The organism is Sagittula sp. S175 (assembly GCF_049800975.1).
Taxonomy (GTDB): domain Bacteria; phylum Pseudomonadota; class Alphaproteobacteria; order Rhodobacterales; family Rhodobacteraceae; genus Sagittula.
Map to the genome: position 1 here is coordinate 25,976 of NZ_JBNAGB010000030.1, position 17,541 is coordinate 43,516.

Genomic DNA, 17,541 nt, shown 5'->3' on the forward strand with positions numbered 1-17,541 from the left:
GTTGTGCGGGGCCTCTCTCCCTTCCGGCCCCGCCAGCGCGCCGCGCGAACCTGTCCCTGCCAGCGCCGTCAACCAGACGATCACCATCACGTCACGCAAGGTTTGGACGAAACGCAACCCCGCACTATCATCGCGTCCATGCGCCACCTTCTGGTTCTCATTTTGCTGACGATGGTCTCTGCCCCCATCCGGGCGGCAGAGCAGTCGGTTGATCGCGCCAGCTACCTTGCGCTGGCCCGCACCGGGTGGACCTATGACCTGCGCACTTCGATGATGCGGCGGGACATGTCGATCCCGGTCCATATCAACGGGCGCGATTTCGCGGGAGCCGCGCTCTGTATTGTCGGTGAGCGCCCGACGGAGCAAACGCTCAAGACCCTTCAGGCGTTTTCCGATCTGGCGCGACACGTCTTTGGTCGGCCTTTGCCGATGCGCTACGCCGGGACCGAGGTGACCCATTGCGGGCCGCGTCGGACCGTGATCCTGCGGCTCTACTCCGGTTATCCGCCGAACCATGCTCTGACCCGCGATCTGGACTGGCTGGACGTGACCTATGCGCTGGGCCTGCCGAAGCGGCGAAACTATGCGGCCACTTCGCCGGGGCAGGCGCAAACCTTCTTTGGCCGCAACGGCGCGGCGACGCACATCCTTGTGCAGCAGGGGCCGAATGCGGGTGACGCACTGCACCGCACCTATTTCCGGTCCATCCTGATCGAGGAACTCTTCCAGAGCTTTACCTTCGGCATGGACATCCTGATGCTGCGGCGAAAGCCGGATTTCGCGTCAAAGCTTCAAGAAGTGCCGCTGAACATCCACCGCCTGCCTTGGGGTTCGCCTGCCTTCATGGCCGCCCTGGTCAGTTCCAACCCTTCCGGTCTTTGCGCCTTCGACGTCTTCATGATGCATGCCGTGGCGCAATCCCCTGTAGAAGAAACGACCGACCCCGCCTTCCTCGATTTCATCGACACGCATTTCGACGCCCTCGAAGGCCAGGCGCGGGCCACCCTGAACGATGCGAGGTTTTCGGCCGTCCTCGACCCGGATTGCCGCGCCTACCAGCCCTGAGCTTGCGACCTTCGACTGAATAGGTGCTTCGCTGGTCTTCGCGTTAGGGTGGTTCCCAGACCCGGCATGGGCAAGCCCTCATGGGGCTGGGAGGACACATGGACGCGCATACCACGCCTGCGGGGCTGAGGCCCCTTTGGGACCACCTGTCTCATGGTTTGATCGGTTTGGAACCGCTGATCGAAAGGCTCATGATCTCGCTGCTTTCTGGCGGTCATGTCCTGATCGAGGGGCCGCCCGGGCTGGCAAAGACCCGTGCGGTCAAATGGCTGAGTTCAGCCATCGAAGGCAGTTTCGCCCGTATCCAGTGTACACCCGATCTGATGCCCTCGGATCTGACCGGAACACCTGTGTATCGCCCCGGCACAGGCGACTTCGCTTTTGTGAAAGGGCCGGTATTCCACAACCTTGTCTTGGTGGACGAAATCAACCGCGCTCCGCCCAAGGTGCAGTCGGCCTTGCTCGAAGCGATGGCAGAGCATCAGGTCACCGCCGGGAACGAGACGCATCCACTGCCCGATCCCTTTCTCGTGGTGGCCACGCAGAACCCGATCGAGCAGGATGGGACCTTTCCACTGCCCGAAGCCCAGCTGGATCGGTTCTTGTTATACGTGGTGCTGACGCTCCCGGATGCGACGGCGGAGCGGCAGATCCTGGACCTCGTCGAATCCGAGAGCACCGGCGTCCGCCCAATGCCCCCGCAGCTGTCGCTGGATGATCTGGCAAATGCCCGCCAGCAGGCCATGCGGACGCACTTGGCACCAGAGCTGCGGGATTACATCGTCCGTCTTGTGATGGCCACGCGCGAGGGAGATCTGCGCGATGACATCGCTCATCCGGTCTCGCCGCGTGGTACGCTCGCGCTGGCGTCGGCCGCCAAGGCTCGGGCCTTCCTCAGGGGGCGTGACCATGCTCTCCCCGAGGACGTCGAAGCCCTCGCGCCGGATGCCCTTGCGCACCGCATGGTATTGTCCTGGCGCGCCGTGGCCGAGGGAAAGACCGCGCGGGCGCTTGTGTCCGACATCCTGAGCCGGGTCGAACCCCTGTGAGCGCCCTCCCGGAGACACCGGGTGTCACCCTGAATGCCGAGGGATTGATCGCTCTCAGGCACGTCGCCCTTCAGGCCCGGACCGAACCGATTCTGGCCGATCTGCCGGGCGGCTTTGCTGCGAAGCGCAAGGGCCATGGTCAGGAGGTTGCCGACGTCCGCGCCTATGTATCGGGCGACGACCTGCGCCATCTCGACCGCGGCACCACGGCCCGGACGGGGGAGCTTCATGTCCGGCAGTTCATGGACGAACGCGACCGGGTGACCCTGCTGGTGGCTGACTTCCGCGCGCCGATGCTTTGGGGCGTGACCCGCGCCTTCCGGTCTGTCGCCGTGGCAGAGGCTCTGGCCCTGCTTGGCTGGCAGGCCGTCGAGCAGGGCGGGCGCGTCGGGCTGCTGGCGATTACGGGTGTGACGACCCTGGCCGTTCGGCCAAGGGGGCGGGTCCGAGGGATGCTGGACGTGATCGGCGGACTGGTGACGGCGCACGCGCAGGCTCTTGCAAGTCCCGCGAACCAGCCGCTTGCCCCGGCGCTGGAACGGGTGGAGCGCCTTGTTCCGAGGCGGGCAGAAGTCGTGGTCGCTTCGGGGTTCGACGGCATCGACGGGCTCGAAGACCGCCTGTCCGAGATCGCCCGTCGCCGCCCCTTGCGCCTGCTGCGCATGGGCGACGCCGAGTCTGGTCGGCTCCCGCGCGGCCGCTATCCGATCCGGCTGCCTGACGGTCGCAGGCTGCGGGTGTCGCTGACTGGCAAGAGCCAGTCGACACCTCCGCTGGAGGTCGCGGGTCATCCCGTCCTGAACCTTGATGCCGGTTGGCCGGTTCACGATCTCGCGCGTCAGTTGTCCGCTGCCTTTCCTGCGGATCGCTCCCCATGAACGAAGCCCAGATCTCCGAAGCCACTCTTCAAGCGAGCCTGCGCGACATCCGCCTGCCGTCCGAGGCACAGGGAGGCCTCGCCGCCGACCTCGCCGCGACACTGGCTTTCGCGTCGCTTGCCGCCTTGATCGGCGCGGCGGTCTGGCGACTGGCGACGCGTGCCAAGCCGGTGAAAGCGCCGACTCTCAGGAGGTCACTGAACGACCTGCCAAAGGATGAAGATGCCCGCCGTCTGGCCCTGCTCCGCCTGTTGAAAACCCATGCGCCGGATCGTTTTGCCGCGCTCCGCCCGACGCTTTATGCCCCCGGCCCTGTATTGGATGTCCGTACCTTGGAGGCCGAACTGAAACGTCATGTATGAACTCGCCGCGCCATTCGCATTGCTGCTGTTCCCGCTGCCCTTTCTGGCTGCGCGGCTGCTGCCGGCAAGTGATACCCGAGGCGCCGCCTTGCATGTCCCCGAGACCATCGGCGCAGCCCTGATCGCCGCAGGGAGCGCGCATCGGGCAGGCATCGGGACCACGCGTTTTTTGCCTTGGGCCGCATGGGCATTGGTCGTTGTCGCCTTGTCCGGGCCAAGGATGCTGGAACCCATTGCCGCCTTGCAGGTGTCGGGCCGGGACCTTGCCATCGTGCTGGATCTGTCAGGGTCCATGGTGCGCGACGACTTCGACCTGAATGGCCGAAAAGTCACCCGGCTGGAAGCGGTCACCACCGTTGGCGCTGACTTTGCGCGGCGGCGCGCGGGGGACCGCGTGGCGCTGATCGTCTTCGGGTCCGAGGCCTACTACGCCGCGCCCTTTACCTTCGACGTCGAGGGAGTCGCCCGCAGGATCGAAGAGGCGCAGATCGGCATCTCGGGGCGCGCGACCAATATCTCGGACGGGTTGGGTCTGGCCCTGAAACGCATGGCCAAAAGCAAGGCCGAAAGCCGCGTCGTGATCCTGCTGTCGGATGGCAAGAACAACGCAGGCGCAACCAACCCGCGCGGCGTGGCCCAACTGGCGGCGCGGATGGGCGTGCGCGTGCATACTATCGCTCTGGGTCCGCTGGACCTGACGGAGGCAGAGGCGCACGACAACGGCGCGGTGGACGTGGCGACCTTGCGCGCAGTATCGCAGATCACCGGAGGAGAGACATTCCGCGTCAAGACAACTGATGATCTGTTCGCCGTCACCGGAGCCCTGGACCGGCTGGAGGCCACGGACAGTGCGGGGCTCGCGGCCGAGGTCTGGCGTCCGCTCTGGGTCTGGCCCGCCGCGCTGGGTGCGCTGCTGGCACTGTGGATCGCATGGCGGGAGGCCGAAGCATGACGCTCCTGCGCCCTGAATGGCTGCTGGCATTGCCCCTGCTGCTGGCGCTGGGTTGGCATCTGAGCCGTCGCGCCGGAAGCCTCGGCGATTGGGAACGCGCCTCCGACCCGGCGCTTCTGCGCGCCATGGCTGCGCTTGGACAAGTCGAAGGACAGGGGCGCGGCACGGGCTGGCTGGCCGCCCTTATGGCTGCAGGGTTCGTGGTTCTGGCGCTGTCGGGACCAGCCGTTCAGCGCCGCGATACGGTCTCCTTCCGCAACCTCGACGCGGCGATCTTCGTGTTGGATTCATCGGACAGTGCGACCGAAAGCCCGCTATGGCCGCAAGCGGTGGCGCTTGGACGACATGGGATCACGGCCTTGGGGACGCGCCCCGGCGCGCTGGTGGTCTATGCGGGCGACGCCTATGTCGCGACGGACATGACAGGCGATCACCGGCAGTTGGGCCAGACCCTGTCATTGATCGACGGCGATACCGTTCCCGACAGGGGCAGCCGACCCGAACGCGGGCTGGAAACAGCCCTGCGACTGCTGGACGAGGGCAACGTCCTGTACGGTGATGTCGTGCTGATTGGCGACGGCGGTGGCATTGGTCCGAACGCGCTGGCCGTCGCTCAGGAGATCGCCCGGCGCGGCGCACGCCTGTCTGTTGTGCCAATGGGCGGCGATCTGTCCGGTTTGGTGGCCGGTGGGCAGGTCTTCGATCCGGGCAACAGCGGCGCCTTTGCGCGCTTCCTGTCTGACGAGGGAAGGTCCCAGTTGATCGCTCAGGATTATCCGCTGCTGTTTTGGCGTGACCTTGGACCATGGATGCTGGCGCTGTCACTGCTTCCCTTGCTCTGGCTGTTCCGGAGGACGGGCGCGTGAGGCTTCTCCTTGCCATCCTCGCCCTGTCCCTCGGGCTGGCCCTGGCTCTGGGCGGAACGGCGCCCTTTGGGCGTGTCCTGATGGCGCTCCGACTTCCGACGCTCGCAGCGCCTCTGATGACCGATCCGGGCTGGCGCGGTGTCGCGTTGTACCGGGCTGGACGGTTCACCGAAGCGGAAGCGGCTTTCTCCGAGGCGCGGGCGTTCTACAACCTCGGGACAGCGGCGGCGCGCAATGGTCGCTATGCTGCGGCATTGGAAGCCTACGATCTTGTGATCCATGGCGGCGATGCCGACGCCCGCGCAAATTTCGACCTGATTGCGGGATATTACGCAGGGCTCGGCATCGACCCCGCAGCACTGGGACTGTTCCCGAAGCGCGAAGATGGCCCCGTCGCCGAAGCGCCCATCGCGCGGGGCAATGCGCGCGGTGCGGGCAGCGGTGACGAAGTGACGAACACCAATACGATGATGGGCACTGTCGAGCTGCAGACCGGCGAGCAACTGGGCGTCCGGCGGGTCTTTGACGACCGGTTCATGCTGGCGGACGAACGCTGGCTGGAACAGTTGTCGGATGTTCCGGGCGAATACCTGTCTGCCCGCATCGCCCTGGAGCGCAAGCGGCGCGATGCGCTGGGCCTTCTGTTGCCCGATCCGGAGGACCCGCGATGAAGTGGCTTGCTGTCATCCTGTTCCTCTTGCCCGGCCTGGCCATGGCACAGACCCGCGAAGTCCGCCCCGGTGAACTGTCCCTGACCGTATCCGTCGTGAACACCGAGCACGTCCCCTATACCCGCGAAATGGTGATGATCCTGATCCGCGGAGTCTATCGTCGGCATGTCACGCGCGAAAAGCTGGAACAACCGAAACTGGAGGGCTTCAACTGGACGCAGCTCGGGCCGGACAACTGGCACGAGGAACGCATCAACGGCCAGAAAGTGAAGGTGCTGGAGCGCCGGATGGCCCTCTACCCCGAGCGCTCCGGGACGCTGAAGATCGGTGCCTTCACCCACCACCTGACCCTGACCGACGAAGGCGACGACTGGTTCGATCACGACATCTCGTCCGAGCCGATCAGCATCGAGGTCGCCCCGGCGCCAGTCCCGGAAAATGGCGACTGGTGGTTTCCCACGCTCCGGTTGCAGGTCTCGGACCAGTGGTCGAACGCACCCGACCAGCTGAAGCCGGGGGAGGGTGTCCTGCGTGTCGTGCGTTTGGAGGCGCTGGGCGTCACGCCCGAGATGATCCCGCCGATGCCGGAACTGACGTCGCCCTCGGCGATGATCTTTGCCCATCCCGAGCAACGCTTTGTCGAACTCTCGCCCTACGGACCGATGACCTATGCCTTCTGGCGATGGACGATCCAGCCGACGAATGACCGGTCGGCCATCGTCGAACCGATCCGGTTTTCCTATTACGACACGCATCACCGGCAGATGCGCGAGGTAGAGATCTCGGCGCAGAGGGTGGCTTATGATGCCTCGGTCCTGCCTCCGATCCCTGCACCTGAACGGCCCGCTGAATTGCCGGGTTGGCCTATGGCTCTGCTCGGGTTTCTGACGGGTGCCGGTCTGCTGGCATGGGCCATGCAAGGACAACGGGCCGATGCCCGCGCATTGTATCGGCGCGTCCCGCTGCTCGACCCGCTGGCGCGGCGGTTGCGGCGGGCGGCCCGCAGCAATGACCTGTCCGCGACGCGCGCCGCCGCGCGGGCGTTCTTGGTTAGGGATGGCGTGACCGGACGCGAGGCCGGAGTGCTGGACGGTTTCGACCGGGCGGTCTTTTCGGCGCGGCGTACTGCGCCCGATGCAACCGGATTTGCCCATGCCTTCCTGCGCGCCAGAAGGCTTAAGACCTAATGCTGCATTGTTCGAATCCCATTGCAGGATCAACCTGACGGCGAGGCGCCTACGGGAGAGGGGCGTCCAACCGGGAGGAACAACATGGGACTACTCGACATTTTTTTCCGCGGAGGGGCTGACAGCGCTGCTGCCAGTGCGCCGCGATATACGCATGTAAAGATCCACCCCCAAGTGGACAACGGCATCCCCGCCGAACAGGCAGGGTTCGCAGGCGGCACGCTGACCTGCAAGTGCAAGTCGAACCCGGTCAAGGTGCAGATCAACGCCCAGACCGCGCATAACCACGTCTGCGGCTGCACGAAGTGCTGGAAACCCGCCGGAGCGATCTTCAGCCAGATTGCCGTGGTCGGTCGTGACCAGGTGAAGGTCACCGAGAACGGCGACAAGCTGGACATCGTCGACCCCAACGCCGCCATCCAGCGCCATGCCTGCCGCGAGTGCGGCGTGCACATGTATGGCCGGATCGAGAACACGGGCCACCCGTTCCACGGCCTCGATTTCGTCCACACCGAACTGTCGGACAAGACCGGCTGGGCGGCACCGACCTTTGCGGCCTTCGTGTCTTCGATCATCGAATCGGGCGTCAAACCCGAGCGCATGGACGACATCCGGGGCCGCCTGACAGAGCTTGGCCTGACCCCCTACGACTGCCTGTCGCCGCCACTTATGGATGCAATCGCCACCCATGTGGCCAAAACCAGCGGGAAACTCGCCTGAGCGACCCAAGGTCATGAGCGGAAATGTAAACATGCATTTCCGAAGGTGTTGCATTATGCCGCACAGGCGCTAGCCTTCCGCTCAGGGAGGACTACCAATGCAACACTTCAAGGTTGCAGCGCGTGACGACACCGTGTCGTCCGTGCTGATCGTTGATGACCATCCACTCTTCAGCGACGCGCTTGCCTCGGCACTCGAAGGGTTGTTCCCCGACTGCGTGTTCGAAAAGGCGCGTTCGCTGAAGGACGCCCTGCGGGCGCTGGACGCCGGCTTTCTGCCGGATCTCGTGATGTTCGATCTCAAGCTGCCTGATGTGCAGGGGATTTCCGGTTTCGTGACGCTGCGCGCCCGCGTGCCCGATGTGCCGATCCTGGTGATTTCCTCGCTGACCTCGCGCGCGCTGGTGCATGCGCTGATGGAGGAGGGGGCATCGGGCTTCCTGACGAAGGACACGCCGGTCGAGGACCTGCAACAGGTGCTGACGCAGATCGTGCGCGGTCGCAAGCATGTGCCGCTGGAGTACCAGCAGGCAGAGCAGCACTGCGCCACGGGCAGTTCGGCGGATGATATCAACCACAAGCTGGCCGCGCTGACGCCGCAGCAGAAGAAGGTGGTGAAACTCATCTGCGCCGGGAAGCCGAACAAGCAGATTGCCTACGAACTGCAGCTGGCCGAGGCCACGGTGAAGGCGCATATCACCGCGCTGCTGCGCCGTCTGGGGGCCAGCAACCGCACGCAGGCCGCGCTGATGATCGAGGCGGCGAACCAGCACGCCATGGGCGGGGCCGAGGAAACGCCCGAGGCGCGCAGCTTCCTGTGCCATTGACCCCGAGGGCACCGTCATGAAGGACGGATTCGAACCCGGGCTGCCGTCCTGCGTGACGGTGGCCTGTTCCAATGCGGGTGACGCGGAAACCGCCGCGCGCGAGGCGGCGGCGGGCATTGCGCTGGACGACACCTGTTTCGTTCTGGCGCTGATCCCTGCCGGGCTGGACACCGACGTTCTGGCGGGTGTCTTTGCCGAGGTGCTGGACAGCGTGCCGGTCTTTGGTTGCACCACGGCGGGGCAGATCACGCCCAACGGCTACGAGAACGACGCGCTGATGCTGGTGGCCTTCCGGCGCGAGCATTTCCGTTGTTCCTCGACCCTGATCGCGCCGCTGAAACCGCTGTCCATCGCGGGCATCTTTGACACCATGGCGCGGCAGAACGCCAAGTTCACCCGCACCGCCGGGTGGAACCGGCTGGCGCTGGTCTTTGCCGATGGGCTGGCCAAGCAGGAGGACCTGCTGGCCTCGGTGCTGGAAAGCGTGCTGGAGGGGATCCCGGTCTTTGGCGGATCGGCGGGCGACGGGCTGGCGTTCGAGCGCACGCTGATCCTGCACAATGGCCTATTCCACGACAACGCGGCGCTGGTGCTGCTGGTGGAGACGGACCTGCATTTCGAGGGGGTCTCTTTCGATCACTTCAAGCCCGAGGGGCATGAACTGGTGGTCACCGAGGCCCAGACCGAGGAACGGCTGGTGACCGAGATCAATGGCGCACCGGCGGCCAAGGAATATGCGCGGCTGGTGGGCTGCACGGTGGGGGAGTTGACGCGGCAGGTCTTTGCCGAGAACCCCATGCTGGTCTGCCACAAGCAGAACCACTACATCCGCGCCGTGCATGACGTGCGCGACTTGAACACGCTGTCGTTCCTTGCCGCCATCGACGACGGGCTCATCATGGTGCTGGGGCGCGGCAAGGACATCATCGCCACGCTGGAGGCCGAGCTGGACAAGCGCGACGCGCGCGGGCAGCGGCCGGATTTCGTGCTGGCGTTCGATTGCGTGCTGCGCAAGCTGGAGATCGAGGAGAAGAAGCTGGACGGGCAAGTGTCGGAGATCTTTCGCCGTCGCCGGGTGCTGGGCTTCAACACCTATGGCGAGCAGCACTGCGGGTTGCACATGAACCAGACCTTTGTGGGCGTGGCCTTCTACCCGGGGCAGAAGGGTGGTCTGTATTGAACCTGATCGACCCGCTCGAGCCGCCAGAGCTGCAACTGCTGCGCCAGACCCGCATCATCGAGGCACTGGTGCGGCGCGCGACGCGGCAAAACGAGGTGGGGCAGACGGCCTATTCGGCCTTTCAATCGGCGATTGAATTGCAGGCGCAGGTGGCGGCCAAGACCCGCGATCTGGAACGCGCGGCGGACGAGCTTAAGAGCATCCGGTTTGAGCGCGAGCGGACGCGCAAGAACCTCGACGAGGCGATGGCGGTGATGGGAGAGGGCTTTGCCCTGTTCACCGACGGGCAGTTGAGCATCTGCAACGACCTGTTCCAGCACCTGTTGCCGGACGTGTCGGGGCGGGTGGTGCCAGGGCTGGCCTTGCCCGACTATTTCGACCTGATGGCGGAGTCGCGCTTTGTCGTGTCGATGGATCGCCAGATAAGGGCGGGGTCTGCGGTGCCCTCGGTGTCGTCTGTGATTGAGCTGACGGAGGACCGCTGGTATCAGCTGTCGGTGCAGCGGTCGTCCTTGGACAATACGGTGCTGCTGCTGACCGAGATCACCGCCATCGTGCGGCAGAACCGGTCCGAGAAAGAGCACCTGATAGACAAGCAGGCGGACTACCTGCAGGCGGTGTTCGACAACATGACTTCGGGGGTGTGCAGTTTCTCCGGCGACGGGCAGCTGGTGATGCACAACCAGCAGTTCCGGCAGTTGACCGGGCTGCCGATGACGGCGTTGCAGAAGGGGATGACCCTGACGCGGCTGTTGCACCTGATGACCATACGCGGCTTCATCGCGGATCATTCGCTGTTGCAGGTGGACGACTGGCGGCGGCAGTTGATGCGGCAGGGGCGGCTCAGGCGGCAGGTGCGGTCGCGGTCGGAGCAGGTGTTCGACCTGCAGGCGAACCGGCTGCCGGATGGCGGTTTCCTCGTGGAACTGAAGGACGTGACGCTGGAGAACCGCGCCACCGAGACGCTGGAAAAGCGGGTGAAGGAGCGGACATCCGAGCTGACCGAGGCCAACACCCGGCTGACCGAGCAGTACGAGGAAAAGGCCCGCGTGGAGGAGGAGTTGCGGCTGGCGAAAGAACGCGCCGAGGCGGCGGTGTCGTCCAAGACGCGGTTCCTTGCGGCGGCCTCGCACGATTTGTTGCAGCCGATCAACGCGGCCAAGCTGATGATCGCCACGTTGCAGGGCAACGCGGCGGAGACGCCGCTGGCGCCCATGGTGGGGCGGCTCAAGGGGGCGTTCACCTCGATCGAGCAGTTGCTGCACGCGCTCCTGGACATCTCGCGGCTGGATTCGGCGGATCGCGATACGGTCAGCCCTTCGACGCTGAACCTTGGGCAGATCATGCGCAGCGTCTACGAGGACCAGACGCCGCTGGCAGAAGAGCGGGGCGTACGGCTGGACGTGGTGCCCTGCGATTCATACGTTCGGTCGGACCCGCTGTACCTGCTGCGGTCCGTGCAGAACCTCGTGGTGAACGCGATCCAGTACACGCCCGAGGGCGGGCGCGTGCTGATGGGATGCCGCCGCAAGGAAGGCCGGGTGATCCTTCAGGTCTGGGACACCGGCATCGGCATCGGGGCCGAGGACCAGAGCCGCATATTCGAGGAATTCGCCCGCGCCGGAAACGTGCCCGTGGGGTCAGGGGTCGGCCTTGGCCTGTCCATCGTCGAACGCACTTGCCGCCATCTGGGCCATCGGCTGTGGATGTCGTCGGAAATCGGCGTTGGCAGCATCTTCTGCATCGAGTTCGACGAGGTGCAGGCGGAACTTCCGCTGGAGGCCGCGCCGCCGCCGCCCACCACCGGCGAGTCGCTGGAGGATTGCATCGCTCTGGTGGTCGAGAACGACGAGGATGTGCTCTTCGCCACCACCCAGACGTTGGAGAACTGGGGGGCCTCGGTGCTGGCCGCGCGATCCACCGACGAGGCGCTGGGCCACATGCGCGACATGGGGATGCCGCCGGACATCCTGCTGGTGGATTACCAGCTGAACGACGGCGACACCGGGCTGAAGGCGATTCAGGCGATCCGGGGCGAAAGCGGCGTTCACGTTCCCGCGATCATGATCACCGCCGACCGCCGCGAGCGCCTGTTGCGCGCCGGGGCCGAGCAGGATTTCGCCGTGATGACCAAGCCGGTGCAGGTCTCGCGCCTGCGCCCGCTGATCGAATGGAAGCTGAAGGGCAGGACTGCGCCGAAAGTCGGCAATGACAGTCCCGGGCCGGTTGCTAGTCTCGGCTGAGGGAGGATTTCAACCATGCGCAAGACCTTGTTCGCAGGACTTTTCGTGGCGCTCTGCACGCCGCTTGCCCCGACACTCGCCGCCGAAACACTGGACGGTCAACAGACCTATGACATGCTGTTCCGGCAGGGCACCCTGGACGACGTGACCAACGACCAGTCGTTGACCTACACACGCGCCGTGAGCAACGCGCTGAAACCCGAAGCCGCAGAGCGCGACACGGGCACGATCGTGTTGTCCTTCGAGCAGCAGCAGGCGCTGATGGCGCTGCTGGAGTTCCGGCAAGACGACAAGCACCGCGGTCTGGGCAAATTCCCGGCCAGCGTCGGCAATCCGATGATCATGTATTTCTACGAAGCCATCGTCCGTGACATGGCAGAGGCGGCAGGAGGCAGCCCTTTCTACATCCGCAACCGTGTGAAGGACGCGCTGATCCAGCCGTCAGAGGCTATCGAGGGCGAGGCGATGGTCGGCGGCGAGACTGTCCCGACACAGACCATCCACCTGCACCCATTCAAAAATGATCCGAATGCCGATCGTATGCAGGGCTTTGACGACCTCGAACTGACAGTGACCATGTCTGACAAGGTGCCGGGCTGGTATCTGCGCCTCGTGGCCGACGTCCCGGGCGAGGGTGACACGCCGGTGTATCACTCTGAAATCGACTTCCAGTCCATAGGGGCGGTGAAATGAGGGCGCTCCTGCTGGCGGCCCTGTTGCCGGGGGCGGCCCTGGCGCAGGATGCGGCGCAGCGGTACAACGATTATCCCACGGCGGCGCGGGCGGACTACGTGTTCGCCTGCATGGCCACCAACGGGCGATCGCGGCAGGTGCTCGAACAATGCGCCTGCTCGATCGACGAAATCGCCAGCATCCTGCCTTACGAGAAATACCTGCAGGCGGAAACGGTGCTGTCCATGCGTCGCACCGGCGGAGAACGCATGGCAGTGTTCAACTCCGCCGTGGCCGCCGAGGCGCTGGTGGCCGACCTGCGCCGTGCTCAGGCGGAGGCAGAAATCGTCTGTTTCTGAAGGTGGACCGGTAAATTTGCCATTTCCGGATACAGACCTGCGGGCCGGCGAGAGGCGCTGCCTCTCGCGCTCTCCGAGGTATTGGTCAAACCAAAGAAGCAGGGGTGATGCACCCCTGTTCGGAGCGGTCAGCCTTCAGCAGTCTTGGGCAGGACCTGTTCGAACGTGTTGCCCTCGGTGTCCGTCGCCTTGACCGTCAGCGCTGCTGTTCCGTTGTCGGTATAACTGAAACGGAACGCCGGATTTTCCGAGATCGAGATGCCTCCGTCCATCGTGAACAGCATCTCGTCCCCTTGCCAGACTTCGAGATGGTCGATGAAATGGGCCGGGATGAACAGTTGCGTCACCTGGTTGCGCTGCAAGCCAGAATAGTTGGGGTGGCGCAACATGATCTGTGCCTCGCGCCGCGCGGTCGACTGCTGCGCCGCCGTCTCGCCGAACATCTTCAGCTTCATCTGCCCCAGGCCTGCCAGCGCCTGCTCCGGATCGCGAGAAGCAGGGGCGGAGCAGCCGCCGGACGCCTTGACATAACGCCCCGACATGAAGAGCCCGGCGTCGGTTTCGGCGATGACGCGAACGTTGGAATACTGGTTGACCCGGACGCGCAGCTCCATTTCCACGGGCTGCATCGCGGCGCCGAATGTCAGTTCGGCGGCCACAGGGGCGGGGTTCTCGTCGATCACCACCGTGGCTTTTGTCACTGTCACCGATGGGTCGCTCTGATGCAGGATCACCGGCACCGTGGCGGCGTCATGCGCGCGGTAGGGCGCATCAAGGGTCAGCGGGCTGGACTCGGCAATCGGCTGATCGCCAACCACGTCATAGCGCAGATCTTCCCAGGTGGGGCTGGCAATCAGCGGGTTGGTGTCCTCGGCCATGACGGCCGTCGATGTCAGCAGCGCAAGAACCACCGCCGTACTCAGGGTATGGGCCATGCCTCTCCTCCTCGCATGGAATGCCGGAAGCCTGCCATGCTTTGCGCATGCAACAAACTGCGCATTAAGTCTGTGTGGTTTGGCGCGCTGCCCGTGGCAGGCTGGCGCGAGGGAGGAAACCCATGTTCGAGATGGTCATGATGTTGTGCCTTGGCGCGGGCGACGCCACCTGCCGCGAGGTCCTTTTGCCTGGTTACGAGGCCCCGACGCTGGCGGCGTGTGAAGAACAAACCCCTGACATTCCCGTCTTTTCCACGGGTTCGCCGCAGGGGGTGCCGACCTGCCGCCAGACAGCGTCCGCGCTCTCCCTGACCGAGATCGCACCGGGCCTCTGGGTGCACGAAGGTCTCGTGGAGGAGCCGGATACGACCAACCTTGGCGATGTCTCGAATCTCGCAATCGTGATCGGTGACACTTCGGTCGCGGTGATCGACAGCGGGTCTGCGGCGTGGGTCGGGGAATCACTGTGGCGCGCTATCCGCCTTCGGACGGACCTGCCGGTCAGCCATGTGATTCTGACGCATGTGCATCCGGACCATGTCTTTGGTGCCGACGTGCTGGCGCGTTCAGGGGCCGAGGTCGTCGGACATGCAGGTCTGCCACGCGCCCTACTGGACCGGCAGGAGAACTACCTCGAAAGCCTCCAGCGGCTGATCGGGCAAGAGGCCTTCCTCGGAACCGAACCGCCGCAAGTCACGCAAACAGTGTCAGCCGAGACCCAGATCGACCTCGGAAACCGGGTGCTGCAACTTTCCGCCTGGCAGCCGGCACATACGGGGACAGATCTCACGGTGACGGATATGAAGACCGGGACCCTTCTGGCCGGTGACTTGCTTTTTCACCGGCATACACCGGCACTGGACGGTACTTTGCGCGGCTGGCAGGCGGTTCTGCGCGGGCTCACGGACCGTGAATTCGTGCGGGTGGTGCCGGGGCATGGCGATTCGACGCTGCCCTGGCCGGAAGGCGCTTCGCCGCTGATGCGGTATCTCGACACGCTGGCCCGCGATACCACGGCGGCAATCGACGCGGGCGAACACCTCGGCGAGGCCGTTTTGCATATCGCCGAAGAGGAACGCCCACACTGGGACCTGTTCGACGCTTTCAACCCGCGCAATGCCACGGTGGCCTTCACCGAACTGGAGTGGGAGTAGCAGCGCTCAATCCAGCGCCATCACAGCCTCGACTTCGAACTTCTCGCGCGGGAGGCGTGCTGCGCGAGCTCTCGGTTCTGCGGGATGAGGGCTATGTGATTCATTCGGAGCGCTGCCATTCTCCGACCTCGCGAATTCCGGTCTGGCCAAGATCGAACGTGCCCTGCCGCCGGACAAGGTCCGCGATCTTCGCCGGATGTTGGACTGCCTAAACGTCGGACGGCTGTCACCGATGCACGATCTGTCGACCTTCGGGCGGCTGGATCCGGCGCTGCTACCGTCCTTCGAAACCGCGTTTCTTGAACGGGTTTGCCTGCGCTTCACGTACCGCGACGCCAAGGAACGCGAGACCACACGCGAAGTCGAACCGCAGGCCATGCTCATCCTGCCGCCCATGTGGTATCTCGTTGGTTGGGACCCGGAGCGCGAAGACTTCCGGCATTTTCGCATGGACCGCATCAGCGCGCCCGAAGTCGTGGCCGAACGTCGTTTTCACCCGAGACATGTCCCGTTCGAGAATGACGTCTGTCCCTTCAGCGCATTGGAACAGGCGCGCGCGACGGTCTGATGCTACTGCGCCTGTGCGGCCAGCATCTGCGCCAGACCGTATAGTCGCTTCTCCAGCAGCACCGGCGTCTCGCAGAGGTACGAAATATTCTTTTGCCGGTCGCTGTAGATTGTCTGGTCCCAATCCAGCTGCTCCTCAAGCGCATCGACCTTGTCGAAATCCGGGTCGTCTCTCGCCAGTTCCTCATCCATGGCGACACGCGCTGTCTCGATCTTTTCGGACAGGGCAATTTGCGAAAGCGAGAAATCCCCGATTCCTTCGATGATGCGTGTCCGCCGGGCAGACAGCGAATCGAACACGTCCTGAAACACCAGTCCCAGAAGGTCGACATCGCCGCCATGGTCGGCGCCAAAGGCAGCGACGTCCGGTTGCAGTTCTTCCAGCGTCAGACGACGCACGGCCAGCTTGTCAGCCAGTGTCGAAACCTCACGGCGAAGCGAATCATCCAGCTGCGCGGCCTCGGGAACCCCCGACGGCCACATCAGCCCGATTGACAGGTTTTCGACCTTGCGTTGCACGCAGGGCCAGGTCGGGTCCGAGAAATCGGCAGCCCAGGCGGGGGTGGTGCCCAGAAGGGCGGCACAGGCCAGCGCCTTGCTCAAAGACATGTCATTTTCCTCCCGTTTTCCGAAGGATGGCGGAGCGGCCCGCGCCTGTCCATGCCCGGCCCATACCTCCGGATGCATCCGATGGTATGCATTGTGCCAAGAGGTCGCAGCCACCCATACTCGCCCTCAAGGATGTCCCCGCAGCCAAGTACCGGGGGCAAGGGAGGATTACAGACATGCGCACCCGTGCCGCCGTCGCCCTTGAGGCCGGCAAACCGCTCGAGATCATGGAAGTGGAACTGGACGACCCGAAGGCGGGCGAGGTTCTGGTCGAGATCAAGGCCACCGGCCTGTGCCACACCGACGAATTCACCCGCTCGGGCGCCGACCCCGAGGGCCTGTTCCCCTGCATCCTCGGCCATGAGGGCGCGGGCGTGGTGGTCAAGGTCGGCGAGGGCGTCACCACGCTGAAGCCGGGCGATCACGTGATCCCGCTCTATACCCCGGAATGCCGCCAGTGCCCGTCCTGCCTGTCGGGCAAGACCAACCTCTGCACCGCCATTCGCGGCACGCAAGGCCAGGGCCTGATGCCCGATGGCACCACGCGTTTTCACATGCTCGATGGCACGCCGATCTATCATTACATGGGCTGCTCGACCTTCGCGAACCACACGGTCCTGCCGGAAATCGCGCTGGCCAAGGTCCGCGAGGACGCGCCCTTTGACAAGATCTGCTACATCGGCTGCGGCGTCACCACCGGCATCGGCGCGGTGATCAACACGGCGGGCGTGGAAATCGGCTCGACCGCGGCGGTGTTCGGCCTTGGCGGGATCGGTCTGAACGTGATCCAGGGCCTGCGCATGGCGGGCTGCGACATGATCATCGGCGTGGACCTGAACGACGACAAGGCGGAGATGGCGAAGAAATTCGGCATGACGCACTTCGTTAACCCGTCCAAGGTAGACAACACCGTGCAGGCGATCGTCGACCTGACGAAGCGCGGCGCGGACCAGATCGGCGGCGTGGACTATTCCTTTGACGCGACGGGCAACGTGAAGGTGATGCGCGACGCTTTGGAGTGCTCGCACCGTGGCTGGGGCGTGTCGGTCATCATCGGGGTCGCCCCGGCGGGGGCCGAGATCTCGACCCGTCCGTTCCAGCTGGTCACCGGCCGCGTCTGGAAGGGCACCGCGTTCGGCGGCGCCAAGGGCCGCACCGACGTGCCGAAGTTCGTCGACTGGTACATGGACGGCAAGATCGAGATCGACCCGATGATCACGCACAAGCTGACCCTGGACGAGATCAA

At 64.7% G+C, this 17,541-nt stretch carries 19 protein-coding genes; 17 read left to right on the top strand and 2 right to left on the bottom strand.

The annotated features are described in order from the left end of the window. Window positions 1–138: 138 nt before the first annotated feature. The 14 genes from ACP16H_RS23775 (at window position 139) to ACP16H_RS23840 (ending at window position 13,030) form a co-directional block, all read left to right on the top strand. Window positions 139–1,065: a hypothetical protein gene (locus ACP16H_RS23775; protein WP_425074676.1), complete on the top strand. Its 927-nt coding sequence runs from the start codon at window positions 139–141 to the stop codon at window positions 1,063–1,065. A 98-nt stretch (window positions 1,066–1,163) separates the two neighbouring features. After that, window positions 1,164–2,114: an AAA family ATPase gene (locus tag ACP16H_RS23780; protein WP_425074677.1), complete on the top strand. Its 951-nt coding sequence runs from the start codon at window positions 1,164–1,166 to the stop codon at window positions 2,112–2,114. Further along, window positions 2,111–2,992, top strand: a complete 882-nt coding sequence (locus tag ACP16H_RS23785) for a DUF58 domain-containing protein (RefSeq protein WP_425074678.1) — start codon at window positions 2,111–2,113, stop codon at window positions 2,990–2,992. The genes ACP16H_RS23780 and ACP16H_RS23785 overlap by 4 nt, the downstream gene beginning before the upstream one ends. Continuing rightward, entirely contained in the window at window positions 2,989–3,354 is a 366-nt protein-coding gene (locus ACP16H_RS23790) for a hypothetical protein (RefSeq protein WP_425074679.1), read from the top strand. Before ACP16H_RS23785 ends, ACP16H_RS23790 begins: the two co-directional genes overlap by 4 nt. Next, window positions 3,347–4,306, top strand: coding sequence for a VWA domain-containing protein (locus ACP16H_RS23795; protein ID WP_425074680.1), 960 nt, complete (start codon window positions 3,347–3,349; stop codon window positions 4,304–4,306). The genes ACP16H_RS23790 and ACP16H_RS23795 overlap by 8 nt, the downstream gene beginning before the upstream one ends. Beyond that, window positions 4,303–5,172, top strand: coding sequence for a VWA domain-containing protein (locus ACP16H_RS23800; protein ID WP_425074681.1), 870 nt, complete (start codon window positions 4,303–4,305; stop codon window positions 5,170–5,172). The genes ACP16H_RS23795 and ACP16H_RS23800 overlap by 4 nt, the downstream gene beginning before the upstream one ends. Further along, window positions 5,169–5,843, top strand: a complete 675-nt coding sequence (locus ACP16H_RS23805) for a hypothetical protein (protein ID WP_425074682.1) — start codon at window positions 5,169–5,171, stop codon at window positions 5,841–5,843. Before ACP16H_RS23800 ends, ACP16H_RS23805 begins: the two co-directional genes overlap by 4 nt. Further along, complete coding sequence (locus ACP16H_RS23810) at window positions 5,840–7,030, top strand: hypothetical protein (protein WP_425074683.1); 1,191 nt, start codon at window positions 5,840–5,842, stop codon at window positions 7,028–7,030. The genes ACP16H_RS23805 and ACP16H_RS23810 overlap by 4 nt, the downstream gene beginning before the upstream one ends. Window positions 7,031–7,114: 84 nt before the next feature. Further along, entirely contained in the window at window positions 7,115–7,750 is a 636-nt protein-coding gene (gfa, locus tag ACP16H_RS23815; protein ID WP_425074684.1) for an S-(hydroxymethyl)glutathione synthase, read from the top strand. Between the two features lie 97 nt (window positions 7,751–7,847). Continuing rightward, window positions 7,848–8,576, top strand: a complete 729-nt coding sequence (locus ACP16H_RS23820) for a response regulator (protein ID WP_425074685.1) — start codon at window positions 7,848–7,850, stop codon at window positions 8,574–8,576. Window positions 8,577–8,592: 16 nt separating this feature from the next. Continuing rightward, window positions 8,593–9,756, top strand: coding sequence for an FIST N-terminal domain-containing protein (locus tag ACP16H_RS23825; protein ID WP_425074686.1), 1,164 nt, complete (start codon window positions 8,593–8,595; stop codon window positions 9,754–9,756). Next, on the top strand, window positions 9,753–11,999 hold the full coding sequence (locus ACP16H_RS23830; RefSeq protein ID WP_425074687.1) for a hybrid sensor histidine kinase/response regulator: 2,247 nt from the start codon (window positions 9,753–9,755) through the stop codon (window positions 11,997–11,999). Before ACP16H_RS23825 ends, ACP16H_RS23830 begins: the two co-directional genes overlap by 4 nt. Window positions 12,000–12,014: 15 nt before the next feature. Further along, complete coding sequence (locus ACP16H_RS23835) at window positions 12,015–12,692, top strand: hypothetical protein (RefSeq protein WP_425074688.1); 678 nt, start codon at window positions 12,015–12,017, stop codon at window positions 12,690–12,692. Continuing rightward, window positions 12,689–13,030 carry a hypothetical protein gene (locus tag ACP16H_RS23840; protein WP_425074689.1) on the top strand — a complete coding sequence of 114 codons (342 nt, stop codon included), beginning with the start codon at window positions 12,689–12,691 and terminating at the stop codon, window positions 13,028–13,030. Before ACP16H_RS23835 ends, ACP16H_RS23840 begins: the two co-directional genes overlap by 4 nt. Window positions 13,031–13,158: 128 nt before the next feature. Here the strand turns inward: ACP16H_RS23840 and ACP16H_RS23845 are convergent, their stop codons facing one another. After that, complete coding sequence (locus tag ACP16H_RS23845; protein WP_425074690.1) at window positions 13,159–13,965, bottom strand: quinoprotein dehydrogenase-associated SoxYZ-like carrier; 807 nt, start codon at window positions 13,963–13,965, stop codon at window positions 13,159–13,161. A 122-nt stretch (window positions 13,966–14,087) separates the two neighbouring features. On the opposite strand from ACP16H_RS23845, the gene ACP16H_RS23850 reads away from it, so the two are divergent. Next, the gene (locus ACP16H_RS23850; RefSeq protein WP_425074691.1) at window positions 14,088–15,119 is read left to right on the top strand and encodes a quinoprotein relay system zinc metallohydrolase 2; all 1,032 of its coding nucleotides are present in this window, start codon (window positions 14,088–14,090) and stop codon (window positions 15,117–15,119) included. A gap of 196 nt (window positions 15,120–15,315) precedes the next feature. Continuing rightward, window positions 15,316–15,687, top strand: coding sequence for a helix-turn-helix transcriptional regulator (locus ACP16H_RS23855; RefSeq protein WP_425074692.1), 372 nt, complete (start codon window positions 15,316–15,318; stop codon window positions 15,685–15,687). Window positions 15,688–15,689: 2 nt separating this feature from the next. Here ACP16H_RS23855 and ACP16H_RS23860 read toward each other — a convergent pair whose 3' ends face one another. Continuing rightward, window positions 15,690–16,295: a hypothetical protein gene (locus ACP16H_RS23860; protein ID WP_425074693.1), complete on the bottom strand. Its 606-nt coding sequence runs from the start codon at window positions 16,293–16,295 to the stop codon at window positions 15,690–15,692. A gap of 176 nt (window positions 16,296–16,471) precedes the next feature. Here ACP16H_RS23860 and ACP16H_RS23865 point away from each other — a divergent pair. After that, window positions 16,472–17,541: S-(hydroxymethyl)glutathione dehydrogenase/class III alcohol dehydrogenase (locus ACP16H_RS23865; RefSeq protein ID WP_425074308.1), on the top strand; the 1,070-nt coding region annotated here is incomplete at its 3' end.

Excerpts from the sequence above, each read along its gene's own strand:
- ACP16H_RS23775 (WP_425074676.1), top strand. The coding sequence starts at position 139 with ATGCGCCACCTTCTGGTTCTCATTTTGCTGACGATGGTCTCTGCCCCC.
- ACP16H_RS23780 (WP_425074677.1), top strand. The coding sequence starts at position 1,164 with ATGGACGCGCATACCACGCCTGCGGGGCTGAGGCCCCTTTGGGACCAC.
- ACP16H_RS23790 (WP_425074679.1), top strand. The coding sequence starts at position 2,989 with ATGAACGAAGCCCAGATCTCCGAAGCCACTCTTCAAGCGAGCCTGCGC.
- ACP16H_RS23795 (WP_425074680.1), top strand. The coding sequence starts at position 3,347 with ATGTATGAACTCGCCGCGCCATTCGCATTGCTGCTGTTCCCGCTGCCC.
- ACP16H_RS23800 (WP_425074681.1), top strand. The coding sequence starts at position 4,303 with ATGACGCTCCTGCGCCCTGAATGGCTGCTGGCATTGCCCCTGCTGCTG.
- ACP16H_RS23810 (WP_425074683.1), top strand. The coding sequence starts at position 5,840 with ATGAAGTGGCTTGCTGTCATCCTGTTCCTCTTGCCCGGCCTGGCCATG.
- gfa (WP_425074684.1), top strand. The coding sequence starts at position 7,115 with ATGGGACTACTCGACATTTTTTTCCGCGGAGGGGCTGACAGCGCTGCT.
- ACP16H_RS23820 (WP_425074685.1), top strand. The coding sequence starts at position 7,848 with ATGCAACACTTCAAGGTTGCAGCGCGTGACGACACCGTGTCGTCCGTG.
- ACP16H_RS23825 (WP_425074686.1), top strand. The coding sequence starts at position 8,593 with ATGAAGGACGGATTCGAACCCGGGCTGCCGTCCTGCGTGACGGTGGCC.
- ACP16H_RS23835 (WP_425074688.1), top strand. The coding sequence starts at position 12,015 with ATGCGCAAGACCTTGTTCGCAGGACTTTTCGTGGCGCTCTGCACGCCG.
- ACP16H_RS23840 (WP_425074689.1), top strand. The coding sequence starts at position 12,689 with ATGAGGGCGCTCCTGCTGGCGGCCCTGTTGCCGGGGGCGGCCCTGGCG.
- ACP16H_RS23845 (WP_425074690.1), bottom strand. The coding sequence starts at position 13,965 with ATGGCCCATACCCTGAGTACGGCGGTGGTTCTTGCGCTGCTGACATCG.
- ACP16H_RS23850 (WP_425074691.1), top strand. The coding sequence starts at position 14,088 with ATGTTCGAGATGGTCATGATGTTGTGCCTTGGCGCGGGCGACGCCACC.
- ACP16H_RS23855 (WP_425074692.1), top strand. The coding sequence starts at position 15,316 with ATGTTGGACTGCCTAAACGTCGGACGGCTGTCACCGATGCACGATCTG.
- ACP16H_RS23860 (WP_425074693.1), bottom strand. The coding sequence starts at position 16,295 with ATGTCTTTGAGCAAGGCGCTGGCCTGTGCCGCCCTTCTGGGCACCACC.